The sequence below is a fragment of the Microvirga thermotolerans genome (assembly GCF_009363855.1).
GTDB lineage: Bacteria > Pseudomonadota > Alphaproteobacteria > Rhizobiales > Beijerinckiaceae > Microvirga > Microvirga thermotolerans.
Map to the genome: position 1 here is coordinate 1676974 of NZ_CP045423.1, position 20382 is coordinate 1697355.

Below are 20382 nucleotides of genomic sequence, written 5' to 3' on the forward strand. Positions count from 1 at the left end.
GAAACCGGTTCTTGCGCGTAAAGAGGCTCGAAAGCGAAAGCCTGGAGCATCGGACGTGGGTTCGCTTCCGCGTCCGCTGCTTTAGTCCGGCGCCGCGCCGCCCGTTGGAGCGCAATGTCGGGCGCGGCGTCTTGCAGGATTGGCGTCTGCGGCATGCGGGCGCCCGCTCTTGCGGAGGGTTGGGATCCAATGCGCAAAATCCTTGCCGTGGTCCTTGGACTGGTCGTCCTTGGGGGCGTCGCGTTCATGGCGCTCACCTCGCCGACCGCTTGGCATGTGATCCACGGAGAGGCCGGGATGGGTCCCGAGGCCCTCGCCGTCGCCGGGCATCGCCCCGATCCCGAAAAGGGACGCCTTCTCTTCTTCGCCGGGGGCTGCGCGTCGTGCCACGCGACCCCGGGGCAGGACGACAAGACGCGCCTCGGTGGCGGCTATGCGCTCAAGTCTCCCTTCGGCACCTTCCACGTGCCCAATCTCTCGCCGCACAGGCGGGACGGAATCGGTGCCTGGACGGAGGCGGATTTCGTGCGCGCCATGCGCGAGGGCCTTTCGCCCGACGGCCGCCATTACTATCCAGCCTTTCCGTATACGTCCTATCAGCGCATGAGCGCCGCCGACCTGGGCGACCTGTTCGCCTTTCTGATGACCCTGGCCCCGGTCGAGGGCAGGGCGCCGCCCCACGACCTGCCGTTCCCCTTCAACATCCGGCGCGGGGTGGGGCTCTGGAAGCTCCTCTTCCTCGATGGACAGGCCTTCATGCCCGATCCGGACCGGTCCGCGCAGTGGAACCGGGGCGCCTATCTGGTCGAGGGGCCGGGACACTGCGCGGAATGCCACAGCGAGCGCAACGCGCTCGGCGCCATCCTTCCCGAGCGGCGCTTCGCGGGCGGGCCCGATCCCGAGGGGCGCGGCACGGTGCCGAACATCACCCCGAGCCCGAGCGGGATCGGCGGCTGGTCGGCGGAGGAGGTGGTGACGCTGCTCACGACCGGCGAGACCCCGACCTTCGATACGGTCGGCGGACCCATGGCCTCGGTGGTGCGCAACACGTCCCAGCTGCCGGAGGCGGACCGCAGGGCGATGGCCGAATACATCCTCTCCCTGCCGCCGCGGGAGGGATACAAGAAACCCAAATAGAGCCTTTTCAGGAGAAGTGGGAACCGGTTTTCGCTGACGCGGCCCTCCGGGTCGCTGGCGCGGCTCTCCGGGGCCGTCCGGAAATGCGGCAAACCAAGAGCGTCTGAGCGGAGTGCGATCCATCGAAGCGCAATCCGCTCTAGGGGCGGAAGCGCTGCTCCGCTCTCGGTCGCGTCAGTCCATCACCGCGGCCTTGAGAATGCAGACCATGGTGGCATGGCCGGGGCCATCGCCGACCGCGCGCACCGTGTGCCGCCGGTCGCAGCGGTAGCGCAGGGTCTCGCCGGCCTTGGCCCGCTGGACCACGCCGCCCACCTCCACCTCGAACTCGCCGGCGAGGACCGACAGACACTCCACCGAGCCGCGCTGGTGGCCGTCCGAGTCGAGGACGCCGCCCGGCTCCGCCTGCACGTCGTACCATTGCAGCCACTCGATGGTCTTGAGCCAGCCGATGATCGCCAGGCGCACCTTGCCGTCCTCGGAGACGAGGATGGGGGTGTCGGCGCGGGTCGACTTCTCGATGAAGGGCTCCTCGTCGCTGGTGGCGAGGACCCGCTCGATGGACACGTCGAGGGCCTGGCTCAGGCGCCAGATGGTGGCCAACGTCGGGTTGGTCTCGTTCCGCTCGATCTGGCTGATGATCGACTTCGCGACGCCCGACTGCTCCGCGAGCTCGGACAGGGACAGGTTGTAGGCCTTGCGCAGCCGCTGAATGGTCTTGCCCAAATGGCCGGAAATGACCTGCGCGCCGGTCTCCAGCTCCCGGTGCCGCTCCTTGCCTTCGACGCCCATCTCACTCGCCTCTGTTCTGAATGACAGAACAATCGTTCCGCAAACCGGTTGTGGGGTAACGGATGATGCGGGTCAAGCGGGCGGGCGGCCCGGTCCGGTTTTTCGCCCTTGCGTCACCCGGAATCGACGCCGGTTCGCCTATCCGCCCGGCCGCTGGGCCGCGGTTTCCAGCTCCTTGGCCCGCTCGAGCCCGAGCCGGCGCTCCCGCCAGACGATGAAGAGCCCCGTTCCCGCGACGATCGCGGCGCCGATCATCACGGCGGCGGTCGGCAGATCCCCGAAGACGAACCAGCCGAGCAGGAGCGCCCAGATCATCGTGGTGTACTCGAAGGGCGCGAGAATCGAGGTGTCCGCATAGCGGTAGCTCTGGGTGAGCAGGATCTGGCCGATGCCGCCGAGGGTGCCGACGAGGACGAAGAACAGGAGGTCGGACAGGGGCGGCGGCTTCCAGCCGAGGGGGAGGGTCAGGAGGGAGAGGCCGGAGGCCAGGATGAAGAAGTAGAACACGATGGCCCCGGTCCGCTCCGTCATGGTCAGGCGGCGGACCTGGATGGTCGCCCCCGCCGAGCAGAAGGCGCCGACGAGGGCGAAGAAGGCGCCGAGGCTCTGCCCGCCGCCGGAGAGCGGATTGAGCCTCAGATAGGGGGAAAGCATGATGAGCACGCCTACGAAGCCGATCCCGACGGCGGTCCAGCGATAGGCGCGGACCTTTTCCTTGAGAAGGAGGGCGGCCAGGATCACCACGATGAGGGGGGAGGCGTAGCCGATGGCGATGGTGTCGTGGAGCGGCAGGTAGGCGAGGGCGGCGAAGCCGAGATACATCCCCGAAGTGCCGATGAGCCCGCGCAGGAAATGGCCGGGAATGTTGTCGGTCCGGATCGCGTTGATGAGGTCGCCCTGCCAGGAGAGCCAGATCAGCAGCGGAATGAGCGCGAAGACCGACCGGAAGAACACGATCTCCCCGACGGGGTAGAGGGACGTCAGCGTCTTCAGCCCGGCGGACATGAGGGTGAAGACGAAGGCGGAGAGGACTTTGAGGGAAATCCCCAGGAGAGGTTTCACGGTGGGGGTGGCTTCATGGGTTCGAGTCGCTGCGGCGAAAGGTAGCCAACCACGGGCGGTCCGCTGCGTGAACCCCTTGCGGACTCAAGGATCCCTGCGTCCCGCGCATGGGTCGGCCGCCGCTGTCACAATTCTGCAGGCGATCCGTCACGGGGGTGAGATGCGAATCCGGTCAGCTGCCGGCCGATTTCCAGGAAAGGGTGCGGCATGGCCCAGGATCTTGGTCTCATTCGCGTGCGGACGCTCTTCCTGTCCGACCTCCACCTCGGCACCAGGGGCTGCCAGGCCGAACAGCTGCTCGCCTTCCTGAAGGCCTACGACGCCGACACCATCTACCTCGTCGGGGACATCGTCGACGGCTGGCGGCTGAAGTCCGGGTGGTACTGGCCGCAGGCCCACAACGACGTGGTGCAGAAGCTCCTGCGCAAGGTGCGCAAGGGAACGCGGCTGATCTACATCCCCGGCAACCACGACGAGTTCCTGCGCGACTATCTCGGCGTCCATCTCGGCGGGATCGAGCTCGCCGATTCCGCCCTTCACGAGACCGCCGACGGCCGGCGCTATCTCGTCATCCACGGCGACCAGTTCGACCTCGTCGTCCGCCACGCACGCTGGCTCGCCCTCCTGGGCGACGGGGCCTACACCCTGGCCCTGACGTTCAACACCTACCTCAACGTCGCGCGCCGGCGGCTGGGGCTCACCTACTGGTCCCTGTCGTCCTGGGCCAAGCTTAAGGTCAAGAACGCGGTGAACTACATCGGCCGGTTCGAGGAGCTCCTTGCGGCGGAGGCCCGGCGCCAGGAGGCGGACGGGGTCATCTGCGGGCACATCCACCACGCCGCCCTGCGCGACCTTTCGGGCGTGCGCTACGTGAACACGGGGGACTGGGTGGAATCCTGCACCGCCATCGTGGAGCACTACGACGGAACGCTCGAGATGATCCGCTGGGCGGAGGCCCATCGGACGATGCCGGTTCCGGCCGCCGCGGCGTCGCTGCGGAGCGAGGCCGCCTGATGCGCCTTCTCATCGCGACGGACGCCTGGCGGCCCCAGATCAACGGCGTCGTGCGTTCCCTCGAGCACATGGCGGCGGAGGCGCCGTTCCACGGGGTGGAGGTCGCATTCCTCACGCCGGAACGCTTCCGCTCCTTTCCCATGCCGACCTATCCGGAAATCCGCCTGTCGCTGGCCCGGACGGCCGCCGTGGCCGCTATCCTCGACGCGGTGAGGCCGACCCATGTCCACATCGCCACCGAGGGCCCCATCGGCCTCGCCGTCAGGCAGGTCTGCCTCCGGCAGGGCAGGGCCTTCACCACGAGCTATCACACCCGCTTCCCCGAATACGTCTGCGCCCGCCTTCCCGTCCCGAGGGCCGCGGTCTACGCGGCCCTGCGCCGCTTCCACAACGGCGGGCGGGGGGTGATGGTTTCCACGCCCTCCCTTGCCGAGGAGCTCGGGCGCCACGGTTTCCGCAACATCCTCCGCTGGACGCGCGGGGTGGACACGGACCTCTTCCGGCCGCGCCGGGAGCGGGCCCTCGACCTTCCCCGTCCCGTCTTCCTCTATGTCGGACGGGTCGCGGTGGAGAAGAACCTCGGCGCCTTCCTGTCCCTTGACCTGCCGGGCACGAAGGTCGTGGTCGGCGACGGGCCCTCCCGCGCGGCCCTGGAGAGGGCGCATCCCGGCGTGCGCTTCCTCGGCGCCCTCGCGGGCGAGCCCCTGGCCCGGGTCTATGCCTCGGCGGACGTGTTCGTGTTCCCGAGCCTCACGGACACCTTCGGCATCGTGCTTCTGGAGGCCCTGGCCTCAGGCCTGCCCGTCGCGGCCTACCCGGTGACCGGCCCCCGCGACGTGATCGGGACCTCCGGCTGCGGCGTCCTCGACGCCGACCTGCGGCGGGCGGCCCTTGCCGCCCTCGGCATTCCCCGCGACCGATGCCGGGCCTACGGCGAGACCTTCACGTGGCGCGAGAGCGCCCGCCAGTTCTTCTCCAACATCGAGGCGGCCTGCGGCGCGGCCTGACCCGTGCCTTCTCAGTTGAGGAAGGCGGGTGTCGTCTCATTCGCCGCGAAGCCCGCCGCGATCCGTTCCGGGGCTGCCTCCGGCGGCGCCTCGTCGCCGTCGCAGAGCGCGATCATGGTCCGGATCCGGCCCTCCAGGAAGCGCAGGGTCTCGAGGATGCGGGCGATGCGACGGGCCGCCTCCTCGTTCCCGGCCGGAGGCGGGGGCGGCTCCGGGGAGGGCGCCGCAATGTCGGCCTTCGTGTCCTCGATGGCGCCCGCCATGTCGAGGAGGCTCGCGCGGATCCGGTCCATGGTGCGGGCCGTCGACTCGTCGGCGATCTTCTTCTCGAGGCGCGCCACCGCCGCCAGGACCGCTTCCGTGTCCGCGGTGCGGTTCCGCCGGGCGTACTCCCTCAGGAACCAGCGTCCGCGGGTCGTTTCCATGACCGCCGCCTCGATGGCCTCGTAATCCCCGGGACCGAACGTGACGGGCGGCTCTTCATCCGGCATGGTGGCACCCATTCGCGGCCTCGACCTCCGATTCTCGACGCCTTCAGTGTTTCGAAAGCCGGGGGCGGCTCAAGGCCTTCCTTAACGTTATCAACGACCTTACGCCGTGCCCTCGCTCCCGTCCGCCGCCGCAATCCGCCTTTCGGCCCTCCATGCCGCGAGTTTCTTCAGCCACGGCTTCTACCTCCCGTTCTTCCCCCTCTGGCTGAAAAGCCGCGACCTGGACCCGGCGCTGATCGGGATCGTGGTGGCGATTCCCATCGTGGTGAGGATCCTCGCCACCGCCCCGCTGCTGAGCCTCGCCGACCGCTCATTCGGGCCGCGCCGGCTGCTGCTTGCGAGCCATCTGGGGCAGATGGCGGTCTTCCCGCTCCTCCTGCTCGCGACGAACGACATCGTCATCGTCGGCCTCGTCGGCCTCGTGGCGGTGGCCCAGGCGGCAGTGATCCCGGGCAACGACCTCGTGACCACGGTTGCCGTGCAGCGCGACCCGGGTCTCCATTACGGCCGCCTCCGGGGCTGGGGCTCGATCTCGTTCTTCGTCGCCAACATCGTCGCCGGCTATCTGGTCGGCGCGTTCGGCGCCGACGCGATCCCCGTCGCCCTCACGGTCATCCCCCTTCTCGGGATCGGCGCGACCCTGGCCGCCGTCCCGGCGCACGGGGCGGACCGGCCGTCGAAGGACGATCGGCAGGCGGCGTCCGCCGCGGGGCTGCCCCTCGTGCTGTGGCTCGTCATGATCGGCGCGGCGATGACGCAGGGCGCCCACGGGGCGCTCAACGCCTTCGCCAGCATCTACTGGCAGTCCCAGGGCTTCGCGGATTCGGTCATCGGCTATTTCTGGGCGGCCGGCGTGATCGCGGAGATCGTCGTGTTCATGATGCTCGGCAGCGCGGTCGGCCGCACGTCGGGCCTGGGCCTGATCCTGATCGGATCCGCCGCCGCGACGTTCCGGTTCGGCATGATGTCCCTGCATCCCGGGCCGGCCGTGACGCTCGGTCTCCAGACCCTCCACAGCCTTACCTTCGGCGCATCGCACATCGGCGCCATGGCGGCTCTGACCGCCCTGGCTCCGCCCCACGCCAAGGGCCGCGCCCAGGGCATCTACGGCTCCCTCGCGGCCCTGTTCACCGCCGCCTCCACCATCGCCAGCGGGATGATCTACAAGGAGGCCGGGGCGGCCGTGTTCGCGGCCATGGCGCCGCTCGGCGCCGCGGGCTTCCTCCTCACCTTCGCCGCCGGGCGGATGCTGAAGGCTCAGCCCCAGAGGGCCGGTTCCGGCGGGTAGACGACGCTGCCCTCGTACCTCAGGCCGGGCTCGCGGTCCTGCGCGAGAAGGAGCGGGCCGTCGAGGTCCACGAAGCGGGCGCGGGGCGCGAGCACCAGGGCCGGCGCCATGGCCAGCGATGTGCCGACCATGCAGCCGATCATGAGCGAGAAGCCGCGCTCCTGCGCCGCGTCGGCCAGGGCGAGCGCCTCGGTGAGGCCGCCCGTCTTGTCGAGCTTGATGTTCACTGCGTCGTAGAGCCCGACCAGCCGGTCGAGGCTCGCCCGGTCGTGGACGCTCTCGTCGGCGCAGATCGCGACCGGGCGGGAGACCTTCCCCAGAAAACCGTCGTTCGCGGCCGGGAGAGGCTGCTCCACGAGGGCGAAGCCCGCCTCCGCGCAGGCGGCGAAGTGCGCGGCGAGGTTGTCCTCGGTCCAGCCCTCGTTGGCGTCGGCGATGAGGGTCGCCCCGGGAGCGGCCCGGCGGACGGCGGCGATCCGCTCCAGGTCTCCGCCGGGAGCGCCGAACTTCACCTTCAGGATCGGCCGGTCCGCCGCCTTCGCGGCCGCCTCGGCCATGGCCTCCGGCGTGTCGAGGCTGATGGTGTAGGCGGTGGTCGCGGCGGGCCACCGGGTCACGCCCGCGGTCACGTGGGCGCGGACGCCCGAGCGCTTGGCGTCCAGGTCCCACAGGGCGCAGTCGAGGGCGTTGCGGGCCGCGCCCGCGGGCATGGCGGCCTGGAGCGCCTCCCGGGTCATGCCGGCCTCGATCTGCGGCCTCAGGGCCTCGATGGCCGCCGCCACCCCTTCGACGGTCTCCCCGTAGCGGGCGTAGGGCACGCATTCGCCCCGGCCCGTCGCCCCGTCCTCCCGGATCGTCGCCGTGACCACCACGGCCTCGGTCCGCGATCCGCGGGCAATGGTGAACTTTCCGGCGATGGGGAACCGGTCCACGGTGACGGTCAACTGACGCATTCTGGCCTCTTTTCTTAACTTCGGCTCGACTTGTGCCTTGGCGACACGCTATCACCAAACGGAATCGGTGCCGGAAGGATGATCGTGGCGCAGAGCATCTTGGCTCAAGAGCCGCAAGTCGAAATCGAAGGAGCCGGCGACCAGGTGACGGCGAGGCTCGCCGGGCACTGGATCGCCGAGAACTCCGCGCGGGTGGAGTCGCTGGCGGCGGAGATCGCGGCCGGCGCGGACTATCATCGCGTCATCATCGATCTCGGCCAGGTGGGACGCCTCGACACCCTGGGCGCCTGGGTGCTCGACAGGACCCGCCACGAGCTGGGGGAGCGGGGACTCACCGCCGATTTCGCCAACGCCTCGTCCGAGCAGCAGATCCTGCTGGACGAGGTCGCCTATCGCGGCTTCCAGGAGCAGAAGGTCGTCAGGCGGTCCAAGGTCATGGATTTCCTGGTGGACGTGGGCAAGACCGTCCACGGTGCCGGGAAGGACCTCATCGACGGCGTCGCCTTCCTGGGCGAGCTGGTCTCGGCCCTCGTCCGCGTGGTCCTCAACCCGCGCCGCTTCCGCGGAACCGCGGTGGTCAACCAGATGGAGCAGATCGCCTATCGCGGCGTGCCCATCATCGTCCTGATCTCGTTCCTCGTCGGCTGCATCATCGCGCAGCAGGGCATCTTCCAGCTCCAGCGCTTCGGCGCGACGCCCTTCGTGGTCGACCTGATCGGGATCCTGGTCCTGCGCGAGCTCGGCGTGCTGCTCACCTCGATCATGGTGGCCGGCCGGTCCGGGTCGGCCTTCACGGCCGAGATCGGCTCCATGAAGATGCGGGAGGAGATCGATGCACTGCGCGTCATGGGGCTCGACCCCATCGAGGTGCTCATCGTGCCGCGCATCCTCGCCCTGGTGATCGGGCTGCCGCTGCTCACCTTCATCTCCTCCATCGCGGCGCTCACCGGGGGCGGCATCACCGCCTGGCTCTACGGGGACATCAGCCCCGACGTCTATCTCTCCCGCCTCAAGGCGGCGCTGGCGCTGAACACGTTCTTCGTCGGCATCATCAAGGCCCCCTTCATGGCCCTGGTCATCGGCATCATCGCGACCCTGGAGGGGGTGGCGGTGGCCGGGTCCGCCGAGTCCCTGGGCCGGCACGTGACCTCCTCGGTGGTGAAGGCCATCTTCATGGTCATCGTTCTCGACGGCCTCTTTGCCATGTTCTTCGCGGCGATCAGGTACTGAGCATGGACACGCGGCGCCCCCCTTCGGCCGAGAACCGGGAAGTCGTCATCCGCGTCCGCGGCGTCGAGGTCGGCTTCGGCGAGAAGACCATCCTCAAGGGCCTCGACCTCGACGTGTACCGGGGCGAGATCCTGGGCTTCGTCGGCGCCTCGGGCCAGGGCAAGTCCGTCCTCACCCGCGCGATCCTCGGCCTCGTGCCCAAGCGGGCCGGGACCATCGAGGTCCTGGGCCAGAACCTCGACGAGCTGTCTCCCTCCGAACGGCGGCTCCTGGAGCGGCGCTGGGGCGTGCTGTTCCAGCAGGGGGCCCTGTTCTCGGCCCTCACGGTGAAGCAGAACGTCCAGGTGCCGATGCGGGAATATCTGAACCTGTCGGAGCGGCTCCTCGACGAGCTTGCCATGCTCAAGATCGAGATGGTCGGCCTCAAGCCGGATGCCGCGGACAAGCTTCCCTCGGAGCTCTCGGGGGGCATGATCAAGCGCGCGGCGCTCGCACGCGCCCTGGCCCTCGACCCGGATATCGTCTTCCTGGACGAGCCGACCTCCGGCCTCGACCCCATCGGCGCGGGGGAGTTCGACGAGCTGATCGCGACCCTGCAGCGGACTTTGGGGCTCACCGTATTCATGGTAACCCATGATCTCGACAGCCTTCACACGGTCTGCGACCGAATCGCGGCCCTTGGGGAGGGCAAGATCCTGGCGGAAGGGCCCATCGAGGCGATGCTCGCATCGGACCATCCTTGGCTCCGCGCCTATTTTCACGGGAAACGGGCCCGCGCGGTCCTGGCCGGCGACGCTTAAGGTTTGTGATGGAAACGCGCGCGAATTACGCATTGATCGGGCTGTTCACGCTGGCGGTGATCGCGGCGGGGTTCGGCTTCGTCTACTGGTTCTCCGGCGGCGACCGCGGCCAGACGCGCCAGGCCATCCGCATCGTCTTCTCCGGCTCCGTGTCGGGCCTTTCCAAGGGGTCCACGGTGTCCTTCAACGGCCTCAGGGTCGGGGAGGTCACCGACATCAGCCTGCTGCCCGAGGACCCGCGCCGGGTCGTCGCCATCGTCCAGGTGGACAACAACACCCCGATCCGCACCGACACCCGGGCCCGGCTCGAGTACCAGGGCCTCACCGGCGTCGCGACCATCGCGCTCTCGGGGGGCGAGCCGGGCTCGCCCCAGCTGGTGGCCGGCCCGGGGCAGCCCCTGCCGACGATCTTCGCCGACCGTTCGGACTTCCAGGACCTGATCGAGACGGCCCGCACCATCGCCCGGCGCGCGGACGACGTGCTGGAGCGCGTCGGGCGCGTGATCTCCGACAACGAGGGGGCCATCAACCGGACGGTCCAGAACGTGGAGCGGTTCTCCCAAGCCCTCGGCGAGAATGCGGAGGGCATCGACCGCTTCCTCGCCCAGGTCGGCCAGGCGGCCGAGAAGGTCGGTCCTCTGGCGGAGAAGCTCGAGACCCTCGCCACCAATCTCGACGAGGTGGTCCGCTCCGTCGACCGCCAGCGCGTGGCCCGCATCGTCGAGAACGTGGACAACTTCACGCAGGGCCTGAGCGAGAGTCGCAAGGACATCAACGACGCCCTGCGCGACGCGGCGAGCCTCGTCGCCCGGCTCAACGACGCGGCGCCTAAGCTCGACACCGCCCTCGACGACATCACCAGGCTGACGAAGGCCATCGACCCGGCGAAGGTCGGGCGCACGGTGGACAACGTGGACGTTTTCACCCAGACCCTCAGCCGCCGCAGCGCGGACGTGGACAAGGCGATCCAGGAGGCGCGCTCCATCACGGAGAAGCTCAACAAGTCCGCCGACCGGATCGACGCAGTGCTCGTGGCCGCCGAGAAGTTCCTCGGCTCCGCCTCGGGCGAGGAGGGCAAGAGCGCCTTCGAGACCATCAAGGAGGCCGCGACCTCCGTCCGCGAGCTGGCGGACAACCTGAACGAACGCACCACCGGCGTTCTCACGGGCCTCGGCCGCTTCACGGATTCGGGCCTGCGCGAGTACGAGGCGCTGGCCGTGGAGGGGCGCAAGACCCTCAACGACATCAGCCGCGCGGTGCGCAGCATCGAGCGTAATCCACAGCAGTTTATTTTCGGTGGCCGTCCCAACCTGCCCGAATACAATGGCCGCCGCTAAGCTCTGATCCGAATGTACAGGTCCTCCGTGCTCCCCACCCCCACGGACCGGGTCCGGTCCCTCCTGCGCCTCTCGCCGGTCGTGGTCCTCGCGATGGTGGCGGCCGCCTGCTCCTCCGGGCCCGCGCCGACGACCTACGACCTCTCCGCGCCGACCACCCGGATCAGGGGCGCCTCCGGCGTGCAGGTGCTGGTCAACGAGCCCGCCGCCCTGCAGGCCCTCTCGACCCAGCAGATCATCGTGAAGGACGCCTCCGGCACCATCACCTTCCTCGGGGGCGGGCAGTGGGCCGACAACCTGCCCCGGCTCATCCAGACGCGCCTGATCAACACCTTCGAGAACGCGTCCCAGATCCGGGGCGTGTCGCGCCCGAGCAGCGGCGCGGTCGCCGACGTGCAGCTGGTGTCCGAACTGCGGCGCTTCGAGGTCGCGACGCCCGGCAACGAGGCCGTGGTCGAGATCGCCGTGAAAATCGTGAACGACGCGAACGGACGCATCGTCAACGGCCGCATCTTCCGGGCGCAGGTCCCGGTCGCCGCCGTGGACGCGGCCAATGCGGCGCGGGGGCTCGACGAGGCGCTCTCCATCGTGATGCTCGACATCGTGCGCTGGGTCAGCACGAGCCGCCTCCCTCGGCGCGAGGAGGTCGGCCAGACCGCCAGCATCCCCCCGGCCTGAAGCGCCTGCTGGGGCGGAGGGCCGGCTCCCGGCTTTCCCAGAGCATTATCAGGAGAGGTGGGAACCGGCTTTCGCTGACGCGGCCTTCCGGGTCCGTCCGAAAATGCGGCAAACCCAGGACCTCGGAGCGGAGCGCGATTCCATCGAAGCGCAAACCCCCTCTAGCACGTCAGCACGTCCGTCGCGCGGTGGTCTCCGGGCACTCCCTCGTAGAAGACCACGGTCGATTCCGAACGGTCGGTCCGCAGGCGCAGGATCGCCTGGTATTCGGGCGAGGCGTACCAGGCGCGCACCCGCTCCATGTCGGGGAAGGCGATGACCACGAGGGCCCCGTCCCAGGTGCCCTCCACCGTTTCCGGGATCCCTCCGTGAATGAGGAACCGCCCGCCGAAAGGCGCGAGCGTGGCGTCGATCCTCTCGAGATATTCCACGATCTCCGGCCCCATGAGGACATTGCGCAGGTGGCCGATGGCATAGGCGGGCAGGGCGGCTGCGCGTGTGGCTGCGTCGGACATGAGAGGTCTCCTGGCTCGTTCCGCCCGGTCGTTCGGGCAGGAGAACCATGGAGGAGCCCCGGCGGGCGGTCGATGACGTCCGAGGTCATGATCCGAGGGCAGGGCCCGTCGACGGGCAACGAAAAACGCGGCCCGGAGGCCGCGTTTCCGAAAGGCTTCAGGGGGGCTGTCCGGCTCAGCCGAACCGGCCGCTGGCATGAGCCAGCATCGTGTAGACCTTGCCCGTTTCCGAGGTCAGGTAGGTCTTGGTCAGCATGGAGTCCCGGTCGTCGCGGGAGACCTCCGCGAGCAGGCGCTCGAACTCCTCCACGTAGCGGTCGACCGTCTGCTTGAACTCCGGATCCCGCTGATACTTGCGGCGGATCTCGTCGAAGGTCTGCTGGCCCTGGAGCGTGTAGAGCCTGCGGGTGAACACGTTGTGCTCGCCGCGCCGGTAGCGGTCCCACAGCTCCACCGCCGCGTCGTGGTCGATCATGCGGGCGATGTCGACGGAGATCGAGTCGAGGGATTCCAGGCTGTTCAGCCGGGAGCGGTCCGGGCGTCCGGCGCGCGCGGGCTCGGCCTGCTCGTCCCGCGAGGCGCGGTTGAGGAGGTCGGACAGCCATCCGCCGCCGCGCATCGCCTCCCTTGCGGGCTCCTCGCGCCGGGGCGCGGGCCGCTCGGCGGCGGGGGGCGCCTGGCGAAGGGGCGCGGCCGGAGCGGGGGCAGGGGGCACGGGCGCCGCTGGGGCCTGGACCTGAGCGGGCGCCGGCGCCGGCTTGGCCTCCGGCTGCCGGGCGACGGTGGGGGCGGGCGCCGGGCGCTGCTCGACCACCGCCGCCATGGCGGCGACCGAGGCCTCGCCGGCCCGGCGCGCCTGCGCCGCCGGGACCGCGTCGACCACCCGGCTCGACCGGGAGACCAGGGCGGAGAGCTCGTTCAGGGCCTTAATCTGGTCGGCCACGACCCGGCGCATCTGCGCGGTGGTCTCCTGGGTCTCCTGGGGCAGCTCGACGACGCCGCGGCGGAGCTCCGCGCGGGTGGCCTCCAGCTCCCGCTGGATCTGGCCCGTCATGCCGCGCAGCTCGCCCATGGTGTCGCGGAACTTCGCGGTCGCGGCGTTGAGGGCTTCCGCCATCTCGGCGGCGGCCTGCTCGTAGGCGGTGCGCAGGGCTGCCGCCGTGCGCTCGCCTTCGGCACCGCTGGAGGTGCGGATGCGCTCGAACTGCTCGCCGATGACCTGGGTGGTCGCCTGGGCCGTCTCGGCCAGGATCGCGCCGACCTGCCGGGCCTTCGCCTCGGCGTTCTGGAGGGAGCCCTCCACCAGGGAGGAGAAGGAGCGGGTGACGGACTCGAGCTCCTCCGAGCGGGCGTTGATGCGCGACAGGAGGTCGGCGAGCGCGGCCTCGCGGCCGGCGAGGGCGGAATTGACCCGCGTTTCCGCCTGCTCGAGGGAGGCGGCCGCCTCGTTGAGAGCCTGGATCTGCGCACGGACGCCGTCGGTGAGGGCGCGGCCGCGCTGCTCCAGGGCATAGGCCAGGTCGGTGGCCTGCTGAATCGCGCCCGACGAGACGGAGCGCAGGGCCTCGACCTGGTCGGCCACCTGATCGGATGCGCGACCCGTCTGGGCGGCGATCTCGGAGAGGAGGCTCTCGATCTGCTGGACGCGGCTGGAGAGGCCGTCCTCGATGGCGCCCAGGTTGCCGCTGGCGCTCGCCGCCACCTGCTGGAGCAGGCGGTTGGCATCCTGAAGGCGCCCGAGGACGTCCGTCAGCTCGCCGCGCAGGCGCTCGTTGGTCTCCACGAGGGTCGAGACGCTGCGCTCCGTGCCCTGCTCGATGGCGGTCCGCAGGGCCTCGGTGGACTGGGCGTAGGACGCGGTCAGCTCCATCGTGCGCTCCTGGAGGGAGGCGAGCATGGCGCTGCTGCGCTCCTGCAGGCTGTCGACGACCGCGTTGCTGCGCTCCTCCAGGTCGCGCAGGGCCGTGCGGCTGACGGTCGCGATCTCGTTGCTGATCGCGCCGCCGCGCTCGCTGAGGTTCTCCACGAGCGATGTGCCCTGCGTGTCGAAGATCTCGCGGATCTCGCCGATGCGGTTGCCGAGCGTGCCGAGAACGGCCTGGCTCCTGTCCTCGATGGCCTCCGCGACGCCGGAGAGGCGGTTGACCACCCGGTCCTCGAAGGCGGAGACGCGCTGGTCGAGGGTCGAGGCGATCTCCTCGGCGCGGGTGCCGAGGGTCTCGTTGATCCGCGCGGCGCGGTTGCCCAGCGTCTCGCCGATCTGGTCGGCCCTGCCGGCGAGGGTCTCGGCGATGGCATTGCTCTTCGCAGCGAGGGCCTGGCCGATCTCGTCCATGCGCGCCTGCAGGGAGTTCGCCACGTCGCGGCCGCCCTCGGCCATGACCCGGGCCATCTCTCCGGTGCGGACGACGAGGGCCTCGTTGAGGGCGGAGGCGCGGGCGCCGAGGGCCTGGTCCACCCGCTCGACGATGGTGTCGAAGCTGGTCGCGATCTCGGAAACCCGGCGGGAGGCGTGCTCCTCGAAGGCGGTGAGGCGGGTCTCGATCGTCCCCGTGGCCTCGCGGGTGCGCTCGGAGAAGGTTTCGGCGAGGGCGCGGCCCTGGACGGTGATGAGGCGGTCCATCTCCTCGAAGCGGCCGCTGATCGTCTCGGTCAGGCTGCCCACGTCGCGGGAGATGCGCTCGGCCACGTCGCCGCCGCGGTTCATCACGTCCTCGAAGGCGGCCAGGCGGGTGCCGAGGGTCTCCTCCATCTGGCGGCTGCGGGTCTCGACGGTCTGGGTGAGGTTCTCGGCCGTGCGGTTGAGGGCCTCGTTGACGCGCGCGCCCTGGGTGGCGATGGCGAGGACGATGTCCTTGCCCGTGCCGGCGAGGCGGGTCTGCGCCTCCTCCGCATGGCGGCCGAGAATCTCGGAGAACTGCTGGCCCCGGGTTTCGAACTCGGACTGGAAGGCATCCACCTTCGCGCCCATGAGGGCCGCGATGCGCTCGCCCGTCGCCGAGAGGGTGTTCTCCAAGGCCTCGCCCCGGACCGTGACCGTATCGCTGACGCGTTGGCTGGCGGTCTCGAGGCGGGCGGCGAGGTCTTCCACCCGGGTGCCGATGGCCTCGTCGGCGAGGCGCACCGCGCCTTCGAGCTGCTCGCGCACCTCGCTGCCGCGCAGGGAGATTTCGCGGGTGACGTCGGCCGCGGTCGTCGCGAGCCGTTCCCGGAACTCGTTGCCGCGGACCACGATCTCCTCCACGACCTCGCTGCCCGTGGAGGCGAGCTGCTCGCGCAGGGTGCGGCCCCGGCCGGACATCTCCTCCAGGAAGGCGGAGGTGGTGCTGGCGAGCTCGGTGCGCAGGGCGGCGCTGCTGCCGGTCAATCCCTCGACGATGGAGCTGCCGGTCGCGGCAAGCTGCTCGCGGACCGCGTTGCCGCGCAGGACGATCTCCTCGCCCACGGCGGTGCCCGCTGCGGCGATCTGGTCGCGCATCTCGGCCGTGCGGGCGCTGATGTCGTCCGCGATGACGCCGCCGGTGGCGGCGAGCTTCTCGGTGATCTCGGCGCCGCGCTGCGCGAAGCTGTCCTCCAGGCTGCGGGCGGTCTGCTCGAAGGCCTCGCGCACGTCGTTGCCCTGCTGGGCGAGGGCCTCGATGACGCCGCGGCCGGTCTCCGCGAGGGTGCGCGTCACCTGGCTCGCGCCGTCCTGCAGGTGGCGGGTGAGCACGTCTCCGGTGCGCTCGAACGCCCCGGTGATGTCCTGCGCCTTGCTTTCGAGAGCGGTCGTGATGCGGGTGCCGACCTCGGCGATGCCCGACTTGATGTCCTCGCTCGTGCCGGACAGGCGATCCACCAGCTCGACGCCGCGGTTCGCCATTTCCTCGACCACGCGCTCCCCGGCGCGACCGAGGGCCTGGGTGATCTGCTCGCCCCGCTCCTGGAGGGAATGGGTGACGCGGTCGCCCGCCCCGTGCACGGACGAGACGACCCGTTCGGCCGCCGCCTCGAGTTCCTGGGTCAGGCTCTGCTGCGAGCCGGTGATGGCGCTGCGGACCCGCTCCGCATTGGAGACGATCGCCTCACGCTGCGTCACCAGCTCGTCGATGAGCGAGCGGATGCGGATCTCGTTGTCGGAATAGGCGCGCTCCAGGGTGGAGATTTCGCTGCGCACGAGGGTTTCGAGCTCGCCGGCGCGGGCGAGCGCGCGCTCGACGCCGTCGCCGACCGCGGCCACCTCGCGGCGGACCGCCTGGGACACGGAGAGCACCGCATCGGTCGAGAAGCTCTCGGGCTGGGCGAGGCGCACGGCGACCTCGCCGACCGCGCGCGCGACCTGCTTCATCTCCTGCGAGCGGACGGTGAGCATGGCCGCGATGAAGAAGAGGAGGATGGGCGCGGCCAGAACCGCGCCGGCGACGGAGAGCTGCGGCACGGTGTAGGCGGCCAGCAGCTGCTCGGGCGTGGCGATGCCCTGCGAGTAGAGCAGGAAGGCGGCGCCGCCGAGCCACAGGAGAGAGGCCAGGAAGGCGAAGGCATAGGGGCGTCCGGAGGGGCGGACCTGGAGGGCCTGGAGCATGACGCCGACATTCTGCCGGTCGTCGTTGGCGACGGCGCTGCGGTCGGGGGCGACGAAGCCGGAGCGGGGCGCTTCCTCCAGTTTAGGATCGCGGATGTCCGCCGTATCCGTGGAGATCTCGGTGTCGAGGCTCGCGAACGGGCCCTTCGTGAAGTCGTGATCGTCGATATCGGGCAGGCGCGGCTCTTCAGGGGTTGCCTGCGACCGTTCGGGAGACGTCGGCAGCGCGTCGTCCAGGTTCAATGCCTGCTCGACGGCGGACAAGGCCGCTTCGGCCGGATCTTTCATCTTCTTCTTCTCGGTCGCCATGATCGCCCTCGTGACGCAACAGACGGTGGTCGAAGCTGCCGGCAGCGCAGATGATAACGTCCGTGCAAGCGCTTCGCCCGAGCCGTAAAACCCTTTCGAGTCTTACGTTCGGTAACCTGCCATTTACCAAGTAAGTCTAGCTGCCGGGCCGATGGATGGAAACCCGACGTCCCCCGCCTCTTGCGAACGTCGTTAACGGCTCAGTAACCAGCTGTGCCGGGCAAATTGCGGCAGGATAACGGCGGGACGCTTCCGACAGCGGCTCGTTTTTCCCTTTCCGCTCCATTAAATATGCGCCGTCAGTCAGAGGTCCGCAATGGTGAAGATCACGTTCATCGACCCCGAGGGCACGGCCCGGACGGTCGAGGCCGAGGAGGGGTCGACGGTGATGGAGGCCGCCGTCCGCAACGGCATTCCCGGCATCGAGGCCGAGTGCGGCGGCGCCTGCTCCTGTGCCACCTGCCACGTCTACGTGGACGAGGAGTGGGAGGCGGCGACGGGCTCGCCGCAGCCGATGGAGGAGGACATGCTGGACTTCGCCTACGACGTGCGCCCGAACTCGCGCCTGTCCTGCCAGATCCGCGTCAGGCCCGAGCTCGACGGGCTCGTGGTCCGCACGCCGATCCGTCAGGGCTGACCTGCCCTGCGACGGCCGCGCCACCTTTCGGTTGGGCTTTCCGGCCAAGCTGCGCTAAATCCTCTCGCCAGCCGCGCCGCCCGGGATCGAGCGGCGGCGCGCGAGAGGGAGCCTCCATGTTCAAGACGATCCTCGTCCCCGTCGACCTCGCCGAAGTCGAAGCCGCCAGGCCTGCCATCGACCGGGCCGTGGAGCTGGCCCAGGCGTCGGACGGCACCATCCGCCTCATCTACGTGCGCTCCGTGGTGCCGGTGACCTACATGGAGTTCGTGCCGCCGACATTCGACGAGGAGCAGCAGAGCGACGCGGAGCGCAAGCTCGCCGATGTTGCGGCGACCGTGAACCTGCCCTCCGACCGGGTGTCGGCGGTGGTGCGGCTCGGCTCGACCTACGGCGAGGTGCTGAGCGAGGCGGAGAAGACCGGGACGGACCTCATCGTCGTCGGTTCCCACCGGCCGAGCATGGCCACCTACCTCCTCGGCTCCAACGCCTCCACCATCGTGCGCCACGCCAGGTGCTCGGTACTGGTGGTGCGCGCGTAATCGCGCCCGCCATTCCGATACGGCTCTGTCATTCCGGGGCGAGCGGAGCGAGAACCCGGAATCCATAACGGCCGTCGGAGCCGGACAGGGCGCGGCGGCTCATGTTTTTCCGTTCGGCAACGCCGGCGCAATGGCTTCCGGGCTCGCCTGCGGCGTCCCGGAATGACAGCGGGGCGTGCACGCATCGACGCCGCAAGCGCTACGGCGGGCGTCACGACCCTTGCGGCATCAGTTCCTCGGGCGGCGCGTCCGGGCTGAAGGGGCGGGGCCGGTTGAGCCTCACCAGGGGCTCGAGCTGCCAGATGCCGACGAGCGCGAAGAGTCCTCCGAGGAGAGCGATGCCGGTCGCGTTCATCTGCAGCGCGCGCCAGACGAGATAGGCCATCGCCAGGAGCGAGGCCAGGGTCAGCGCGGCGGTGGCGACCCAGACGGGCCGGCTCTTGCCGGCCACGAACCGCGCCTGCGGGTTCGCCCCGGCGATTGCGGAGAACAGGCCCCGGGCGAAGCGCCGGTACTCCTCCGGCTGGCTCCGCGCCTCGACGAGGCTCCGCCACGTCAGGGAGGAGAAGGCGAAGGTCCTGCCGTCCTGCATGCGAATGCGGGTGCGGTACACCTTCTGCCCGAAGCGTCCCGGTTCGTAGGTCATGCGCACCGTCTCGACCGCTCCGAGGCTCACCTCGTGCACCTTGCGGCCGGAATCGACGGTCAGCCTTTCGCCCTTGAGGGTGAAGGAGATCGGTCCGCCCACGGGGCGGGGGCTGTGTTCGTAGCGAAGCGTCATGCGGAACAAAGGGTCATTCGGAGCAAGGACACGGGCGTCAGCGCACCAGCTCCCGCATCGCCTGGTCGATGCCCTCGAGGGTGAGGGGGAACATGCGGTCGGAGAAGATCTGGCGCAGGAGCGCGATGGACTGCGTGTAGCCCCATTGGGGCCGCGGCACGGGGTTGAGCCAGACCGCGCGGGGGAAGTGGTTCAGGATCCGCTCCAGCCACACCTGGCCGGGCTCCTCGTTCCAGTGCTCGACCGAGCCGCCGGGCATCTTGATCTCGTAGGGGCTCATGGAGGCGTCGCCCACGAAGACCGCGCGGTAGTCGGCGGGATAGGTGCGGATGACGTCGAGGGTCGGGATCCGCTCCTCGAAGCGGCGGCGGTTCTCCTTCCAGAGATATTCGTACACGCAGTTGTGGAAGTAGAAGTGCTCGAAGTGCTTGAACTCGAGCCGCGCGGCCGAGAACAGCTCCTCCGCCGCCTCCACGTGCCAGTCCATGGAGCCGCCGACGTCGAGGAACAGGAGCACCTTCACCGCGTTCCGGCGCTCGGGGCGGAGGCGCACGTCGAGATAGCCCCTGTGGGCGGTCTCGTGGATCGTCTCGTCGAGGTCGAGCTCCTCCGGCGCGCCGGTGCGGGCGAAGCGGCGCAGCCGCCGCAGGGCGAGGCGCATGTTGCGGACGCCAAGCTCGACGCTGTCGTCGAAATCCTTGAACTCGCGGCGATCCCACACCTTCACCGCGCGGAAGTTCCGGTTCCCCTCCTGGCCGATGCGGACCCCCTCCGGGTTGTATCCGTAGGCGCCGTAGGGAGAGGTGCCGGCGGTGCCGATCCACTTGTTCCCGCCCTGGTGCCGCCCCTGCTGCTCCTTCAGGCGCTGCCGGAGCGTTTCCCAGAGCTTCTCCCAGCCCATCGCCTCGATCTGGCGCTTCTCCTCCTCGGTGAGGTAGCGCTCCGCGAGCCGGCGCAGCCATTCCTCCGGGATCGCCGCCTCCTCCTCCATGGCGCGGCCCAGGGTCTCCAGCCCCTTGAAGACCTGGCCGAAGACCTGGTCGAAGCGGTCGTAGTGGCGCTCGTCCTTCACGAGGCAGGCGCGGGACAGATAGTAGAACTCCTCCACCTTCTTGTCGGCGAGGTCCTCGTCCAGCGCCTCCAGGAAGGACAGGTACTCCCGCAGGGAGACGGGGACCCTGGCGGCGCGCAGCTCTGTGAAGAAGTTCAGGAACATGGCGCCAGTGTCCGGCAACGGCGGGCGAGGTC

Annotated in this window: 18 protein-coding genes; 10 read left to right on the forward strand and 8 right to left on the reverse strand. The window is 69.7% G+C overall.

All coding sequences use genetic code 11. From position 1 onward, the window contains the following. Window positions 1-189: 189 nt before the first annotated feature. Window positions 190-1137, forward strand: a complete 948-nt coding sequence (locus GDR74_RS07845; protein ID WP_152585786.1) for a c-type cytochrome — start codon at window positions 190-192, stop codon at window positions 1135-1137. 174 nt (window positions 1138-1311) lie between these two features. Here the strand turns inward: GDR74_RS07845 and GDR74_RS07850 are convergent, their stop codons facing one another. Together GDR74_RS07850 and GDR74_RS07855 are read right to left on the reverse strand one after the other, a co-directional pair. Beyond that, entirely contained in the window at window positions 1312-1929 is a 618-nt protein-coding gene (locus tag GDR74_RS07850) for a helix-turn-helix domain-containing protein (protein WP_152585787.1), read from the reverse strand. A gap of 138 nt (window positions 1930-2067) precedes the next feature. Beyond that, entirely contained in the window at window positions 2068-2991 is a 924-nt protein-coding gene (locus GDR74_RS07855; RefSeq protein WP_194164670.1) for a DMT family transporter, read from the reverse strand. Between the two features lie 207 nt (window positions 2992-3198). On the opposite strand from GDR74_RS07855, the gene GDR74_RS07860 reads away from it, so the two are divergent. Beyond that, window positions 3199-4005: a UDP-2,3-diacylglucosamine diphosphatase gene (locus tag GDR74_RS07860; RefSeq protein ID WP_152585788.1), complete on the forward strand. Its 807-nt coding sequence runs from the start codon at window positions 3199-3201 to the stop codon at window positions 4003-4005. Beyond that, the gene (locus tag GDR74_RS07865; protein ID WP_152585789.1) at window positions 4005-5012 is read left to right on the forward strand and encodes a glycosyltransferase family 4 protein; all 1008 of its coding nucleotides are present in this window, start codon (window positions 4005-4007) and stop codon (window positions 5010-5012) included. Before GDR74_RS07860 ends, GDR74_RS07865 begins: the two co-directional genes overlap by 1 nt. 11 nt (window positions 5013-5023) lie before the next feature. Here the strand turns inward: GDR74_RS07865 and GDR74_RS07870 are convergent, their stop codons facing one another. Beyond that, the gene (locus GDR74_RS07870) at window positions 5024-5503 is read right to left on the reverse strand and encodes a hypothetical protein (RefSeq protein ID WP_152585790.1); all 480 of its coding nucleotides are present in this window, start codon (window positions 5501-5503) and stop codon (window positions 5024-5026) included. A 106-nt stretch (window positions 5504-5609) separates the two neighbouring features. On the opposite strand from GDR74_RS07870, the gene GDR74_RS07875 reads away from it, so the two are divergent. Continuing rightward, entirely contained in the window at window positions 5610-6791 is a 1182-nt protein-coding gene (locus GDR74_RS07875) for an MFS transporter (protein ID WP_152585791.1), read from the forward strand. Here GDR74_RS07875 and dgcA read toward each other — a convergent pair. Then, the gene (gene dgcA / locus GDR74_RS07880) at window positions 6761-7744 is read right to left on the reverse strand and encodes an N-acetyl-D-Glu racemase DgcA (protein WP_152585792.1); all 984 of its coding nucleotides are present in this window, start codon (window positions 7742-7744) and stop codon (window positions 6761-6763) included. The two genes, GDR74_RS07875 and dgcA, sit on opposite strands and share 31 nt — an antisense overlap. Before the next feature lie 84 nt (window positions 7745-7828). On the opposite strand from dgcA, the gene GDR74_RS07885 reads away from it, so the two are divergent. From GDR74_RS07885 to GDR74_RS07900, 4 genes are read left to right on the forward strand one after another with little or no spacing between them, the layout of a single operon-like run. After that, window positions 7829-8974: an ABC transporter permease gene (locus GDR74_RS07885; RefSeq protein WP_425486949.1), complete on the forward strand. Its 1146-nt coding sequence runs from the start codon at window positions 7829-7831 to the stop codon at window positions 8972-8974. A 2-nt stretch (window positions 8975-8976) separates the two neighbouring features. Beyond that, window positions 8977-9774 (forward strand): ABC transporter ATP-binding protein, encoded by a 798-nt coding sequence (locus GDR74_RS07890; protein ID WP_152585794.1) that lies wholly within the window; start codon window positions 8977-8979, stop codon window positions 9772-9774. Between the two features lie 8 nt (window positions 9775-9782). Next, window positions 9783-11111 carry an MlaD family protein gene (locus tag GDR74_RS07895; RefSeq protein ID WP_152585795.1) on the forward strand — a complete coding sequence of 443 codons (1329 nt, stop codon included), beginning with the start codon at window positions 9783-9785 and terminating at the stop codon, window positions 11109-11111. A gap of 12 nt (window positions 11112-11123) precedes the next feature. Beyond that, a complete protein-coding gene (locus GDR74_RS07900) occupies window positions 11124-11789 on the forward strand; it encodes an ABC-type transport auxiliary lipoprotein family protein (RefSeq protein ID WP_152585796.1) in 666 nt (221 codons plus the stop codon). Between the two features lie 161 nt (window positions 11790-11950). Here the strand turns inward: GDR74_RS07900 and GDR74_RS07905 are convergent, their stop codons facing one another. Next, window positions 11951-12304 (reverse strand): DUF1330 domain-containing protein, encoded by a 354-nt coding sequence (locus GDR74_RS07905; protein ID WP_425486950.1) that lies wholly within the window; start codon window positions 12302-12304, stop codon window positions 11951-11953. Between the two features lie 175 nt (window positions 12305-12479). Beyond that, complete coding sequence (locus tag GDR74_RS07910) at window positions 12480-17174, reverse strand: apolipoprotein A-IV repeat region-like domain-containing protein (RefSeq protein ID WP_152585797.1); 4695 nt, start codon at window positions 17172-17174, stop codon at window positions 12480-12482. 316 nt (window positions 17175-17490) lie between these two features. On the opposite strand from GDR74_RS07910, the gene GDR74_RS07915 reads away from it, so the two are divergent. Together GDR74_RS07915 and GDR74_RS07920 are read left to right on the forward strand one after the other, a co-directional pair. After that, a complete protein-coding gene (locus GDR74_RS07915; protein ID WP_152585798.1) occupies window positions 17491-17811 on the forward strand; it encodes a 2Fe-2S iron-sulfur cluster-binding protein in 321 nt (106 codons plus the stop codon). A 116-nt stretch (window positions 17812-17927) separates the two neighbouring features. Then, window positions 17928-18353, forward strand: a complete 426-nt coding sequence (locus GDR74_RS07920) for a universal stress protein (protein WP_152585799.1) — start codon at window positions 17928-17930, stop codon at window positions 18351-18353. 211 nt (window positions 18354-18564) lie between these two features. Here GDR74_RS07920 and GDR74_RS07925 read toward each other — a convergent pair whose 3' ends face one another. Further along, window positions 18565-19134, reverse strand: coding sequence for a hypothetical protein (locus GDR74_RS07925; protein ID WP_152585800.1), 570 nt, complete (start codon window positions 19132-19134; stop codon window positions 18565-18567). A gap of 37 nt (window positions 19135-19171) precedes the next feature. Beyond that, a complete protein-coding gene (locus GDR74_RS07930) occupies window positions 19172-20350 on the reverse strand; it encodes a vWA domain-containing protein (RefSeq protein WP_152585801.1) in 1179 nt (392 codons plus the stop codon). Between the last annotated feature and the right edge of the window lie 32 nt (window positions 20351-20382).

Bases quoted from the DNA above. Each gene is read 5' to 3' on its own strand.
- dgcA (WP_152585792.1), bottom strand. From the start codon at position 7,744: ATGCGTCAGTTGACCGTCACCGTGGACCGGTTCCCCATCGCCGGAAAG.
- GDR74_RS07850 (WP_152585787.1), bottom strand. From the start codon at position 1,929: ATGGGCGTCGAAGGCAAGGAGCGGCACCGGGAGCTGGAGACCGGCGCG.
- GDR74_RS07905 (WP_425486950.1), bottom strand. From the start codon at position 12,304: ATGTCCGACGCAGCCACACGCGCAGCCGCCCTGCCCGCCTATGCCATC.
- GDR74_RS07845 (WP_152585786.1), top strand. From the start codon at position 190: ATGCGCAAAATCCTTGCCGTGGTCCTTGGACTGGTCGTCCTTGGGGGC.
- GDR74_RS07930 (WP_152585801.1), bottom strand. From the start codon at position 20,350: ATGTTCCTGAACTTCTTCACAGAGCTGCGCGCCGCCAGGGTCCCCGTC.
- GDR74_RS07890 (WP_152585794.1), top strand. From the start codon at position 8,977: ATGGACACGCGGCGCCCCCCTTCGGCCGAGAACCGGGAAGTCGTCATC.
- GDR74_RS07865 (WP_152585789.1), top strand. From the start codon at position 4,005: ATGCGCCTTCTCATCGCGACGGACGCCTGGCGGCCCCAGATCAACGGC.
- GDR74_RS07860 (WP_152585788.1), top strand. From the start codon at position 3,199: ATGGCCCAGGATCTTGGTCTCATTCGCGTGCGGACGCTCTTCCTGTCC.
- GDR74_RS07895 (WP_152585795.1), top strand. From the start codon at position 9,783: ATGGAAACGCGCGCGAATTACGCATTGATCGGGCTGTTCACGCTGGCG.
- GDR74_RS07870 (WP_152585790.1), bottom strand. From the start codon at position 5,503: ATGCCGGATGAAGAGCCGCCCGTCACGTTCGGTCCCGGGGATTACGAG.
- GDR74_RS07910 (WP_152585797.1), bottom strand. From the start codon at position 17,174: ATGGCGACCGAGAAGAAGAAGATGAAAGATCCGGCCGAAGCGGCCTTG.
- GDR74_RS07900 (WP_152585796.1), top strand. From the start codon at position 11,124: ATGTACAGGTCCTCCGTGCTCCCCACCCCCACGGACCGGGTCCGGTCC.
- GDR74_RS07925 (WP_152585800.1), bottom strand. From the start codon at position 19,134: ATGACGCTTCGCTACGAACACAGCCCCCGCCCCGTGGGCGGACCGATC.
- GDR74_RS07920 (WP_152585799.1), top strand. From the start codon at position 17,928: ATGTTCAAGACGATCCTCGTCCCCGTCGACCTCGCCGAAGTCGAAGCC.
- GDR74_RS07915 (WP_152585798.1), top strand. From the start codon at position 17,491: ATGGTGAAGATCACGTTCATCGACCCCGAGGGCACGGCCCGGACGGTC.